A 12,433-nucleotide genomic window follows, 5' to 3' on the forward strand; every position below is an offset into this window, starting at 1 on the left:
ATACGGAACTAATACTAGGTGGTTTGATTCTTGAGCGTCTGGAACCCAAAATAAATACGCATGAACGTGGTTAGCCAACAAGCTGCACCAAAGGTGTAAGCGATAACCGCAAAGTGTTGAGGCCAAATACAGAACGCGATGAAACAAGCGATGGTTTCAGTGCCTTCGGTTAGCCCTGACATGTAGTACAGAGACTTATGCTTATAGACTGGGTTTTCGATGCCTCGCTTGCCTGCCATAACAGCAAACGCTAAAAAGCTGCTGCCTGTGCCGATAAAAGAGAAGATCAAAAATGCACCGGCAATGGCGTTATGTTCTGGGTTGGCAATGACAAATCCAAAAGGGATCAACGAGTAGAATAGGAAATCTAGGCTGATGTCGAGGAAACCACCCGCATCACTAATGCCTTGGATTCGAGCCAAGGCTCCATCAAGCCCATCACACACTCTGTTGAATACAATGAAGCCTAACGCCCACTCGTATTGCTGAAATGCTAGCGCTGGAAATGCTAAACACCCAACCAGAAATCCGAATAACGTGGTTTGATTGGCCGTGATACCCAATTGGTTCAGTAACTTAGCCGATTGATTTAATGGCCACTTAATGACTTTGATGGAGTACTTATCCAGCATGGTTACTTCTCCATGGCCAAGACAGTACTTCTGCCCCTTGAGGTACATCGGCTTCGTCGTGCGTGACCATTAATGTGGGAATATTCGCTTTGGTCAGCTGTTCGAAGACCCAATCGCGAAATTGTGCTCTTAACTCTTGGTCCAGTTTGCTGAACGGTTCGTCAAGCAGGGCGAGTTTAGGCTTGGCTAACAACATACGAGTTAAGCTTATTCTTGCGCGTTGACCGCCAGATATTTGATCCGGGAAAGATTCAGCTAAGTGAGTTAGCTCTATGTCTTTTAGTGCAGCCATTGCTTGCTGTTGGCGAGCGGAACCTTTAACAGAGTTCGGTAACGAAAAGGCCAAGTTTTCCCATACTTTGAGGTGCGGAAACAACAAGTCATCTTGAAACAAAATACCGACTTCACGCTGATGTGATGGAAGCTCGTCGAGCTGAATATCGTTCAACACAACGGTGCCAGAATACGAAAACTCTTCACTTAAGTGACCAGCAATCGCATCCAGTAAGGTCGACTTTCCGCAGCCACTCGGCCCCATCAAAGCCAGTATTTGGCCAGATTCTAATGTTACGTTTAGCGCTGAGAACAGCGAATCCCCATCGGTTTTACGGATGGCGAGGTCGTTGAGGTACAGACTCATTACTTAGGAGACCTTTAAAAGTAAGACGGCGATATCTAAGTTGAAGTCGGCTGACTAATATCGCTAAAGAGAAAAAGAACAGAGGCAATAGGGCCTGCCAAATGGCATAGATTGCTGTTACCCTGCGGTCGAAACCACTGGTTAGGGCAACGGCTTCTGTGGTGATCGTGCTAATGCGGCCTGCGCCGAGCATCAATGTTGGCAAGTACTGAGCCAAACTCACGCTGATCCCGACCGCCCAAGCAAAGGCGATAGCAGGAAGCAAGATTGGCAGTTTGATTGAATACCAACTCTGAAATGGCGATTTACCTAGGCTCAGCGAGGCTTTAATCAACCCATCATTGAAGCTTTTCCACGGGCCGTCCAAAGACAGATACACAAACGGGAAAGCAAAGAAAACATGCGCCCAAACCACCCAGAACTCATAGGCACTACTGCCGATGTAGAGGGTCGTGACTTGCATACCAAACAATACCGAGAGTTGAGGTATTAACATTGGGATAGCGATAATGAAGCCCGGAACTTGCCACTTGTATTTGATTCTGTATTCGTGAGCAACCAACGCAAGCAACAAAGCGACTGAAGCCGCAATCAGACCAATCCATAAGCTTTGACCAACGGTGCTCATGATGCCACCCCACTCGAACTCCCAGAAGCGCATGCTATAGCGGCTCGGCAGTAAATCAGGGAAGCGCCAACGCTGAGCAACGCTCCAAATTACCATCAATGGAATGATCAGCAGTGAAAGACTAGCAAGCACTGTGAATACCGTTTTCCCCGGGAGGTTTGCCCCTGTTCTTCCGGAATACTGCCAAGTTCGAAAGTACTTAAGAACCGCCCATTCAACTAAACGTGCCAAGGCGATGATCAACGAAGCTAAACCAAATAAAACGATGGCACCAGCAGCAGCTCGCGGAAGTAGGTTAAGATCAGGATCGTTGAACCATTGCCATACCAAAACGGCAAAGGTCGGCGGGTTGGTTGGGCCAATGATCAGAGCAATATCGACAACCGAGACACTGTAAGCGAGTACCGCCAGCATTGGGAAACGAAGCTTAGTAAACCATTGTGGGAAAATACATTTCCACCAGATCTGAGCGCGGCTGTAACCGAGTGATGCACTGACCTTGGTGATACGCTCTACATCAATTTGCTGAAGTATCGAAATGCTCATCAGCAACAAGAAAGGGACTTCTTTGAGTGCGAGCATAATAATTAAGCCGAACGCGTATGGGTCTTTCACCAATAACGCTAACTCAGAGCTGGTAGCCGATTCGCCGAGCAAGTGATGTACCGCTCTTGCGCCAAGCCCCGTTGGGCTAAACAGAAAAGCAAAGCCGATAGCGAAAGCCACATGTGGAATAGCAAGCATTGGTGATAGCGTTAACTCAATCTTTCTCCAAAACTTGTTTCCCCAAGAGGCTTGAAGAATACAAAAGGTCAGGAAGCAGGCTATATAGCTGCTTGCAATTGCTGAACCTAGGCTTAAGCCAATAGAGTGCCAAGCCCTTTCCCATTGAAAGACTTGGCTAAAACCGTTGAGTGTTGGCTCCTTTAAACCAAGGGGCGGGATGAAACTCAGTGACGAAGCCACGACTCCCGCTACCCCAGGAATGGTTGGGGTAATGCATACAGCTATAACAACAAAATATAGAGCGCGTAGCATGAAGACTAGTTACCGTATCGCTTAAGCCACTCTTTCTCGAGCGCGTTTTGCCAGCTAGGGTGTGGTTCATCAACCGATTTAAATTGTTGGGTGTTTTTAGCGCTGCCAGTGAGGTACTTGCTGCTCAGAACCGAAGGATCGCCCCAAACATTGAGGTCACCCTTGCGAGACTGTGCTTCAGGGCTCAGTAAGAAGTTAATGGTCACTTGAGCACCCGCGGTTGCATTGGCGTTCCAAGGAATCGCAAGGAAGTGAATGTTAGATAGAGCACCGCTTTCTAGAGCATAAGCCTTAGTGGTTTCGGCTAGGCGACCACTTGCTTGTGCTGAATAAACAGAGTTTGGATTAAACGTAATCGCGAGATCGATCTGTCCGTCATCCAGAAGTTGGATGCTTTCCGATGTGCCTGCTGGGAATTGTTTGCCACCGCGCCACGCCACTTTATGGAATTTATCTAAGTAAGCCCAAAGTGGTGCCGTCACTTCTTGGAAGTTGTCTTCTGAAACCGGCTGAGCCAGCGCAGGGTTATTGTTTGTTAGTTCAATCAGTAGTGATTTAATGAAGCTCGTGCCATGAAATTCTGGTGGGCGAGGGTAGCTTAAGCGGTTCGGGAAAGCCTGAGCGTAGCTCAACATCTCTGAGAATGATTGTGGTGGATTGTGCAGCGTCTCTTGATCGTGAATGAACACAAGTTGTCCCACGCCCCACGGTGCTTCTAAGCCTTCTGTCGGCTCCGAGAAATCAACATCGATTGGCAAAGACTTATCGACATACTGCCAATTTGGAAGTGATTCCGTAAATGGCCCAAACAATAGCGCGTTGTCTTTCATCGAGCGGAAGTTCTCGCCATTAATCCAGACGATATCGACGCTGCCTTCACTGTTCTTTCCTGCTGCTTTTTCAGCAAGCAGTCGAGTGGTGCTTTCCGCAATATCGGTCACTTTCACATGCTTTAACGTGACACCGTAGTCACTTTGTAATTTCTTGCCTGCCCACTGTAGGTAACGATTGATCTCTTGGCTTCCGCCCCAAGCGTGAAAGTAGACAGTTTCTCCTTCTGCCTGCTGTTCTATTTGGTTCCAGCTGTCGGTGGATGTTGCTTCATCAGCATAAATGGTTGCGCTGTATGCAACGGTTGCCATGATTCCTAACGTACTTACTATCTTGTTCATAAACTTTTCCATTTGGTAGTGAACGGGCAAGAGCATTGTATTTTCAAACTCCCTAGGGCGTATTGACCTTTCGCGGTTAAAGAAAGATCAACATGCGCTAATAGTTATTCTATCTGTTTCTGAAATAAATTCTAATTCAACAGTAAATTCAATCAATTACTTGAGAACAAACAGGGAGTTCGCGGTTGAGTTTTGTTCGATACGTAATCATCTCGAAAACTCGACAGACTCTAGGCTTTTGCCATCCTAGCAACAGACCGCTGAACCGTTGAATTTATTGCATCTAAATGAGAGATTTTTGAGGTTTATTGGAGGTTGGTACGAAAAGTCGGCGATGAGCGTCAATTTTGAAGAAGTAGTGACGGCAAGCTGGCAATAAAAAAGGAGCCATCAGGCTCCTTTAATCAGTATTTGGTTTCGATGACGGATTAGTTTACCCAGTCACGAATTGTGTACGTTAGCGTGTGTACATCGTTTTTCAGTACTAGCGTATCGTTTGTTAGAGTTACGTCGCTCCACTCGCTTAGAGTAGCAGAAACCGATTGTTCGATTTCCATCGCAGAGCCGTGACACATTTTCATTGTCATGCCCATTTGCTTGATACGGAATTGACCGTCTTTCAGCTCGCCTTGACCGAAGAAGTTGTTACAACCAGCCATGCCGTTTGCAGTCATCTTTTCGCCGATCTCTAGACGAGGAGCTGCTTGGTCTTCGCTTTTCACAATGTCCTTGCCATCAATTTGCGCAAGTTCCCAATTATGGTGCTGTAGATCGGTTGGCGTTACTTGCATCGCGTTGTCACCTGTTGTTGTGCATGCTGCTAGCATCATAGGTAAAGCGGCTACTGCTAGTAATTTTTTTGAACTAAACTTCATATTATAAGGCTCCAAAGGAAAGAACGAAGTTACCGAATAAGTGTAACTTGATGGGTTCAAAGTATAGTTTACAAAACACTATATGTGTCAGTATAAGGTCATAGTTTAGTATGGATTTCATGAGCCAGGCGACAAATTAATCGCTTATTTTTGAGAGAGTAAGCGTAATTTTGAATGTGTAAGGAGGCATGGTGGAGCAGTTAGAGTTTTTCCAAGTTCCAAGCCCTTGCGTTGGGGTTTGTTCAAGCGATGACAAAGGCTATTGCAATGGTTGTATGCGCAAAAGAGAAGAGCGATTTAATTGGATGTCGATGACACCGTCAGAACAATTGCACGTGATAAAGCTGTGTCGTCAGCGCTATAGAAGAAAAATAATGAAACAAAAAAACTTGGTTGGTAAGCAGGTCGACGAAGAGGGAAATACCAGTCCCCAAAGAGATCTTTTTGGCTAAAGAGGAAGTATTTAGATTTTATTTAACCCCGAAGTAACTATTACTTTACATAATGGTTGGGGTGTAATATTAAGGTAGGTACCTTTGTACTTGAAGGAGTGGTGTCGGTATGAATAAAAAGAACGTAAAACTCAAAAAAGAGCCAGTCAAAGCACTGGACCGAAAACCGATCGGGGCGAAAGATGACCCTGAAGAGACTCCGCGTGATTGGCATTCGATGTCAGAAGAAGAACGAATGGAAATCCTTTCTCACCTCTCAGACATGCCTTTCCAATAACACCACTGGTTCTTCAGAGTCTTTTTTAAAGCTCAGTTTTCAGAAACAAAAATGTGTTTAAACAAACATGTGATTCGCTTTCGTTACACCACGATGGTACGTGCAAAATGTATCATCGGCCTCGGTGGTTTTACTGTGAATCTTAATGTTTGTGATCACTTCTACAGCCCCTGCATCGTAGCAAGCTTGTTCTGCTTTTTTAACGATATCGAGTAATTGGTTGAGTTCACCTTTCATCGTGGTTTCCATAGCACCGACTTGGAAAGGCACATCGGCAGCTTTCACAACTTCAATGGCTTTATCAACCACTTCGAAGTTGTTGCCTTCTTTAACGCGAGGTATCACTTGGAAGGCAACCATCACTTCTTTTTCTCTTTTTAACTCGGACACTTTCTGCTTACTCTAGGATAGGGAATTGTTGCAGATGATAGGTTAATGTGGAGATGAATTCTACAGCGGTTATGCTGGTTGGATTACTCTCGTTGTCCTACTTGTTACCCCAGTGGTCACTTACCCAACCACCTATGTGCTCATCAAAATGACTGCCACTGAACCTCTGGTTGCGTTCCACCGAGGTATCACAATCATCTTTGTTATCTATTAGGGTTTGTATGTAGTTTGCCATTGGGTCATTGGAATGTTGACGATCTCGGCGGGTTGCCACTTCCTTAATCAGTTGTAATCGATATGTAGAGCTAGCACGTTTCATTTCAATGACCTCCTGTTGTAGACACTAATAGAAAAATCTAGTTGCCAGACATAAGGGCGTCAACGTGATTTAAGAGTATTTTTTTTTGAGCAACCAAGAATCAATACGTTGGCATCATAATTCACAAAAGTGTCATTTAAGTTGGCAACTTTAGGGAGGTGTTTGGGTTTGAATTTGTATTTTGTTGCATATAAAAAAGCCCAGTAAAAACTGGGCTAATCGACTTTCTTTGCTTATTTCGAAGAACTTGGCTTGCCTTTAAATTGCTTAATGCTCTTCTTTTTGGCTGTTCTTCTATTCGCCATTTTGTCTTTAGGTGGACGCTTGCGAGCGGTCGTTTCAGATGCAGGTTTGTCGGTAACAGGGAAACCTTCTAATGGTTGCAGCACTAACGGCTTATTGGTCAGGGTGCGAATTGCATTTAGGTAATCAGTTTCGCTGTGGCTAACCAGAGAGATCGCGCAGCCAGTACTTCCTGCTCTTGCTGTACGACCAACGCGGTGTACGTAAGTTGCTGCGTGAGACGGCAATTCGAAGTTAATTACGACAGGTAACTGATCAATATGAATGCCTCGAGCCATCACGTCTGTCGCGATAAGCACACGAGTCTCGCCATTTTTGAAACTTTCTAATGTTTGCTCTCGTTCTTCTTGGCTCTTATTTCCATGTAACGCACTCACACTGATTTTGCCTTTATTCAATCGTTTGGTTAATGCATCGGCATTGTCTTTTGCACCAATAAATACCAAAACTTGCGGCCATGTGTGCTGATTGAGTAGTGCGATGAGCGCCTGAGCTTTACTGCCTTTGTTCACTAAATACAGGGTTTCTTCAATAGCCGCGACCACGCTGTTTTCTTGGTGTGTCGTGACTTTAACTGGATTTGAAAGAAGCTCTTCAGCCTGACCTACTAATTCGGGCGGAAGTGTCGCAGAGAACAACAGTGACTGACGTTTGCTCGGTAGTGCTGCAGTAATCGCTTGAATATCTGGCCAAAAGCCCATGTCGATCAGGCGGTCGGCTTCATCAAGAACCAATGATGAACACTGAGCTACATCCAGTTCACCACATTTGATTAAAGCAAGTAGGCGGCCTGGTGTGGCGATGGCTAATTGTGGTTTAGTCGATAATTGTTGCTGTTGATCATCATTATTCACGCCGCCCGTTAGCGTTACCAATTTGATATTGAGCGTTGTCGCGATCGGTTCTAAAGATTTGGTCACTTGAGATGCAAGTTCACGGGTTGGAACAATGATCAGTGCTTGCAGTTCATTTACATCTTGGTTGATGTTATTCAGTAAAGGTAAGCCGAACGCCAATGTTTTACCGCTGCCCGTTTGAGCCAATGCAAGTACGTCTTTCCCCGCAATAATGGTAGGAATTACCGCTTGCTGTATCTCTGTCGGCTTATTGAATTGAGATGGGAGCGCGGAGACGGTTTTTGCGTTAAGGGTTAGGCTAGCAAATGACATAAATGAACCAAGTATCAAAAGGGAGGTGGAGTCTAACAGGGCTACAAATGTTAGAGAATCAGTTTTGTATGTTAGACGATAAACACATTCATTATACGCGCGAATTATGTCTGTTAGCCATACGCGATAATTAAGCGTTTATCATATTGTAATGGCACTGAATGGACGTACAATGTCCGCCCTAAAAATGTTCATGAAATGAGAACGAAATGAGTTGGGACAGTATCTGGCTGTTTATTGTTATCGTGTTTTTTATTGCCATTATCCCGGGCCCAAATGCGCTGTTGGTATTAAGCACAGCCTTAACTCAAAGGAAGCTGTTCGCATTTGTGAACGTGTTGGGCGTGTCATGTGGTTTCTTTTTTCACGCCTTTATCTCGGCCAACGGCATAAGCTTATTACTGTCGAACACTCCCATGGCCTTTGAAGGGCTTAAGTGGGCTGGGGTTTTGTATCTTGTCTGGTTTGGGTATAACCATTTTCGTGCGGCGCTGCGCGCTCAAGAGGGTGTGCTCTCTGTGGTCAGTGCATCGGGAAGTAAGCTTTATAATCAATTTTTCAAAGGGCTTCTCACGAATCTACTGAATCCTAAAATTGTCCTGTTTTATCTTTCTATATTCCCTCAATTTGTTTCAACAGATGCGATTGTGACAGACAGTTTGATGCTCGGTGCAATTCAAGCGTCAGTGGTGTCGATGTGGTTCTTAGTAGTGATCTTAATGGCGGATACCTTTAAGCGTTTGTTGGTTCAAAAGCGCACCTCGCAAATGATGAACATTGTGTGTGGGATTCTATTCGTGGGCTTCAGCATTCAGTTGGCATTGTTTCAGCTTTAGGGTGCGACGCGAAGAATTGAGTTTTTAGCTATTGGCTCAGTTCATTTCCGGCTTAGTTCTCGTTTCCATCTTAATTTTCATTTCCGACTTAGTTCTCATTTTTTACTGAATGCTAAGCAATCCGTGTTTCTCTGTATAAATCTCTAAAGCATTAGCTCGGAAAGTCGATATAATCATTAGCTATCAATTTGGTGAATGTGTTTGTTTTAAACCAATTGAAGCTAAAGTCTATTGCTTGACCGAATAACAGAGACAGGGAGTCACTAATGCGTGAAGATTCATTCACCCAGAAACGCAAATATTACCGCTTAAAGTACCCTCAAAAGGCACGTCCGGTGATGCGAATTAAGGATGAGCTTTTTCATGTCAGCGAAGTTTCTGAAAAGGGTGTACGCCTGATGATGCGTAACATCATTCCGGTTTATCGTGGTTTTTCAATGGCTGGCACCTTGAGGTTGCATGACAATAACAGTATCGATGTTAGTGGTGCTGTATTGAGACAAGAGGGCGATGAAGTGATCGTTCAGTTATCACAAGGCCCAAGCTTCAAAGATATGGTGTCTGAACAAAGGCATATTAGGCAAAGATACCCGGTATTTTTTGCAAGCTTAAGAGTGGCTTAAAAGCGACTGACATTAGATTCCTTAAGGCGCAAATCGCTCATTCTAAGCAGAGATTAAAAAGCCCAGCACTTTCACAAGTGCTGGGCTTTGTTCTATCTATCAAGCTAGATATATGGACAAATTAAAGAGCTTGGTGACTCTATAGCTCGTCTACTGTAGCCCAAACCGCGGCTAGCATGTCGTGACCAAACGCGACACTTCGCTCTGGAGACCAGCCGTACAGCTCGTCAGCGTGGCTGATGTGATCTTTAAATGGCATCTCGACTGTGTAAGCCAAACACTTGAACTGCTCACCAATCCAGTTTGTGCCAACTGTCATGTTTGCTTTGCCTGGTTCGTCTTTATCGTAACCAAATTCATCTTGGAACTCTGGCGTGATAGTGAGCAGTGCTTGCTTGAAGTGGTTCTCTAGCTTCGCGATGCGCTCGTTGTAAGAAGGTGTGCCTTCGCTACCTGCTACAAAGTTATATGGAATCGCTTCGTCGCCGTGAATGTCTAGACACAGGTCAACGCCCGTTTCTAGCATACGCTCGCGAACAAGGAATACCTCTGGGCTGCGTTCCATAGAAGGTGATTGCCATTCGCGGTTCAGGTTAACGCCAATCGCGTTAGTACGCAGGTGGCCGCGGATGCTGCCATCTGGGTTCATGTTTGGTACAACGCGGAACACAACGCTGTCTAGCAGAGAGCGACCGACTGTATCTGTTTCATCAAGTAGGCGTTGTAGCAGACCTTCGATCAGCCATTCAGCCATCGTCTCGCCTGGGTGTTGGCGACCAATAACCCAAATGTTTTTCTTCTCTTCACTTGGCTCACCAATCGTTAGCAAAGTGATGTCGTTGTTGTCTAGTGTGTGACCTAGAGTTTCGAGCTTACAAGCTGGGTGCGTTTGAGCACTGTGCAGAAGATCTTGGTGACGATCGTATGAGTAAGGTGCGAAGTACGCGAAGTACATTGAATCGTGTTCAGGGATGATATCGAAGCTTAATGTATCGCCATCAAACTGAGATGGGATACGGAACCACTCTTCACGGTCATACGATGCAACCACATCGTAATCTTTCCAGCCTTCAGGGTAGGCAGATGTTGTCAATTGACCGATTTCAAAGTGGTGAGCTTGTTGAGCTTCACTTTCTAAGCGGAAGTGAAACCACTGAGAGATTTCAGTCTGGTAGTCTGCTGGGATCGTCAGTTGAATGTTTTGTGGTGAATCTGCAGAAACGACGTGAATGTTGCCGCTTTCGAAATTGCTGAAAATTTTCATTGTAGTTTTTATCTCGTAGTTGAGTTGCCGTAAGACTAGCACACTTTTTTTCGAGCAAACCACTAACTAAATCGTAATGAGATGTTATTTCAACTATCTACTTTTTAGTTCTCTATTTTGAACAGTACTTCCAATCTATCGACGCTGGCAAGTTGTACACCCACGACAGGCAGAACGTGTGTGGCGATCTAACTTACTGCGTTGAACCTTACAATAAGCGTTTTTCAGCGCTCTTCGTCCAGAGAACCAATCATCGGGTTTTGACAGGATCAAATAACCATTAAAGCGTTTCACAAGCTCGATTCTATTTTGGTCGATGAACTTGCTATCAAACCCAATTTCGAAGTAATCAAGCGCTTGTTCAATCGAGGTGAAACTCGCCATTTTTTGTTGGAATTCGGTTTGGTTCATTGAGTGAGGAGTTTATGAAAAATAGATAGCCGATATTGTAATAGATTTACAATTTACTTCTTTGACTTAGAAAGCCGTTTTGTCTCGTTGATGTTAGATTAATCAATAATAGGTATTTAATTGTCACTTCTTATTTGATGGGTGATTGCATCTGGTGGGGAATAATTTCGTGAAGTGACCTTGGGTTCTCATAAAGGTTCAATTTTTGTTCCTCAGAATGCGATTTATGATCCAAATCAAACTGATCCACCCCTAAAGTACTATTCTGATCTTAATTGTAACCAATTATTGAAGATGATTAAGAATTATGACAATAAAAAAACGTTATATCGCACTAATAGCGGCGGTTGGTATAGGTATTGGCTGGTTAACCTTAGGGGGAACTGCAGCCGTTATGCACTATACATCGAGCACTGAGTTTTGTGTTTCTTGCCACACAATGGAAGCACCCCACAAAGAATACCAAGGTTCAGTACACTTCAGTAACGCAAAAGGCATTCGAGCTGAATGTGCCGATTGCCACATTCCAACTGATCCGATTGACTACGTGATCACCAAAGTAAGAGCGTCCAAAGACATCTACCACGAATTTATTTCAGGTAAGATAGACACGCCTGAGAAATATGAAGCACACCGTGAAGAGATGGCTGAGACAGTTTGGGCTCAATTCCGAGAGAATGACTCAGCGACTTGTCGCTCTTGTCACGAATTCGATGCAATGGAAGAGTTCGAGCAATCTCGTGATGCAGCAAAAATGCATGCTTATGGTCGTGAAAATAACCAAACGTGTATCGATTGTCACAAAGGCGTTGCACATTTTGCTCCTGAAGCTCAGCTAGATAGCAAAGCGTTCGATACCCTGATTGCATTTACGAAAAACACGCCAGCAGATGCGAAAGTGGTTTACCCAGTAACCGATATCGCAATGGGTGACTTCGGCAGTGTGAACCCAACAGCAGAACTGCAAGTGGTTAAGGCTGAAGGCGACAACCGTACTGTGACTTTGAATGCATTCCAAATGAAAGGTGCAGAGCAAGTGCTTTACTTCGGTGAAGGCCAACGTGCAATCGTTGCGACATTGACAGACAAAGGTCAAGAAGCACTGACTACTGGTGACTACAAAGCCGATGCTTACGGTAACGAGTGGCGTTCAGTTGCGCTAACGGGTGATATCACTTCTCCAGTTGTCGATAAACTAGACCCAATCTGGTCTTATGCAGAAGAGTTGGACAACGTGTACTGTGCAACGTGTCACGCGAAAATTCCTTCAAACCACTTCACTGTGAATGCTTGGGGACCTGTTGCGAAAAGTATGGGCGACCGTACAGACATTTCTGAGCAAAACCTTGAGCTACTGACTAAGTACTTCCAAAACCACGCGAAAGACGTTGTTGGTCACTAAAG

15 protein-coding genes are annotated in these 12,433 nt (G+C 44.7%); 5 read left to right on the top strand and 10 right to left on the bottom strand.

The window, feature by feature from the left end:
- Positions 1 to 14: 14 nt before the first annotated feature.
- From OCV19_RS05885 to OCV19_RS05905, 5 genes are all read right to left on the bottom strand, one after another.
- Positions 15 to 632 (bottom strand): CDP-alcohol phosphatidyltransferase family protein, encoded by a 618-nt coding sequence (locus tag OCV19_RS05885; RefSeq protein WP_048617663.1) that lies wholly within the window; start codon positions 630 to 632, stop codon positions 15 to 17.
- Positions 622 to 1,272 (bottom strand): ATP-binding cassette domain-containing protein, encoded by a 651-nt coding sequence (locus tag OCV19_RS05890; RefSeq protein WP_050621884.1) that lies wholly within the window; start codon positions 1,270 to 1,272, stop codon positions 622 to 624. Before OCV19_RS05890 ends, OCV19_RS05885 begins: the two co-directional genes overlap by 11 nt.
- On the bottom strand, positions 1,238 to 2,938 hold the full coding sequence (locus tag OCV19_RS05895; RefSeq protein WP_065675724.1) for an ABC transporter permease: 1,701 nt from the start codon (positions 2,936 to 2,938) through the stop codon (positions 1,238 to 1,240). The genes OCV19_RS05890 and OCV19_RS05895 overlap by 35 nt, the downstream gene beginning before the upstream one ends.
- A gap of 5 nt (positions 2,939 to 2,943) precedes the next feature.
- The gene (locus OCV19_RS05900) at positions 2,944 to 4,110 is read right to left on the bottom strand and encodes an ABC transporter substrate-binding protein (protein ID WP_065675723.1); all 1,167 of its coding nucleotides are present in this window, start codon (positions 4,108 to 4,110) and stop codon (positions 2,944 to 2,946) included.
- A gap of 428 nt (positions 4,111 to 4,538) precedes the next feature.
- Entirely contained in the window at positions 4,539 to 4,985 is a 447-nt protein-coding gene (locus OCV19_RS05905; protein WP_004734625.1) for an META domain-containing protein, read from the bottom strand.
- Between the two features lie 188 nt (positions 4,986 to 5,173).
- On the opposite strand from OCV19_RS05905, the gene OCV19_RS05910 reads away from it, so the two are divergent.
- Positions 5,174 to 5,437, top strand: coding sequence for a DUF1289 domain-containing protein (locus OCV19_RS05910; RefSeq protein ID WP_081090123.1), 264 nt, complete (start codon positions 5,174 to 5,176; stop codon positions 5,435 to 5,437).
- A gap of 109 nt (positions 5,438 to 5,546) precedes the next feature.
- A complete protein-coding gene (locus tag OCV19_RS05915; RefSeq protein ID WP_009846446.1) occupies positions 5,547 to 5,714 on the top strand; it encodes a hypothetical protein in 168 nt (55 codons plus the stop codon).
- Between the two features lie 57 nt (positions 5,715 to 5,771).
- Here the strand turns inward: OCV19_RS05915 and OCV19_RS05920 are convergent, their stop codons facing one another.
- The 3 genes from OCV19_RS05920 to OCV19_RS05930 form a co-directional block, all read right to left on the bottom strand.
- Complete coding sequence (locus OCV19_RS05920) at positions 5,772 to 6,074, bottom strand: thiamine-binding protein (RefSeq protein ID WP_017065764.1); 303 nt, start codon at positions 6,072 to 6,074, stop codon at positions 5,772 to 5,774.
- A gap of 127 nt (positions 6,075 to 6,201) precedes the next feature.
- Entirely contained in the window at positions 6,202 to 6,423 is a 222-nt protein-coding gene (locus tag OCV19_RS05925; protein WP_048609426.1) for a hypothetical protein, read from the bottom strand.
- A 233-nt stretch (positions 6,424 to 6,656) separates the two neighbouring features.
- Complete coding sequence (locus OCV19_RS05930) at positions 6,657 to 7,895, bottom strand: DEAD/DEAH box helicase (RefSeq protein WP_065675722.1); 1,239 nt, start codon at positions 7,893 to 7,895, stop codon at positions 6,657 to 6,659.
- A 209-nt stretch (positions 7,896 to 8,104) separates the two neighbouring features.
- Between OCV19_RS05930 and OCV19_RS05935 the strand changes: the two genes are divergently transcribed.
- Together OCV19_RS05935 and OCV19_RS05940 are read left to right on the top strand one after the other, a co-directional pair.
- Entirely contained in the window at positions 8,105 to 8,731 is a 627-nt protein-coding gene (locus OCV19_RS05935; protein ID WP_065675721.1) for a LysE family translocator, read from the top strand.
- 266 nt (positions 8,732 to 8,997) lie between these two features.
- Positions 8,998 to 9,354 carry a hypothetical protein gene (locus OCV19_RS05940; protein WP_048609429.1) on the top strand — a complete coding sequence of 119 codons (357 nt, stop codon included), beginning with the start codon at positions 8,998 to 9,000 and terminating at the stop codon, positions 9,352 to 9,354.
- Positions 9,355 to 9,493: 139 nt separating this feature from the next.
- Here the strand turns inward: OCV19_RS05940 and OCV19_RS05945 are convergent, their stop codons facing one another.
- A complete protein-coding gene (locus OCV19_RS05945) occupies positions 9,494 to 10,618 on the bottom strand; it encodes a M14 family metallopeptidase (protein ID WP_065675720.1) in 1,125 nt (374 codons plus the stop codon).
- 135 nt (positions 10,619 to 10,753) lie between these two features.
- Positions 10,754 to 11,029, bottom strand: coding sequence for a nitrogenase-stabilizing/protective protein NifW (locus tag OCV19_RS05950; RefSeq protein WP_065675719.1), 276 nt, complete (start codon positions 11,027 to 11,029; stop codon positions 10,754 to 10,756).
- A gap of 307 nt (positions 11,030 to 11,336) precedes the next feature.
- Here OCV19_RS05950 and OCV19_RS05955 point away from each other — a divergent pair, with 307 nt between their 5' ends.
- Positions 11,337 to 12,431, top strand: coding sequence for a NapC/NirT family cytochrome c (locus tag OCV19_RS05955; RefSeq protein ID WP_017060332.1), 1,095 nt, complete (start codon positions 11,337 to 11,339; stop codon positions 12,429 to 12,431).
- Positions 12,432 to 12,433 lie beyond the last annotated feature (2 nt).

This window comes from Vibrio celticus, assembly GCF_024347335.1.
GTDB classification, from domain to species: domain Bacteria; phylum Pseudomonadota; class Gammaproteobacteria; order Enterobacterales; family Vibrionaceae; genus Vibrio; species Vibrio celticus.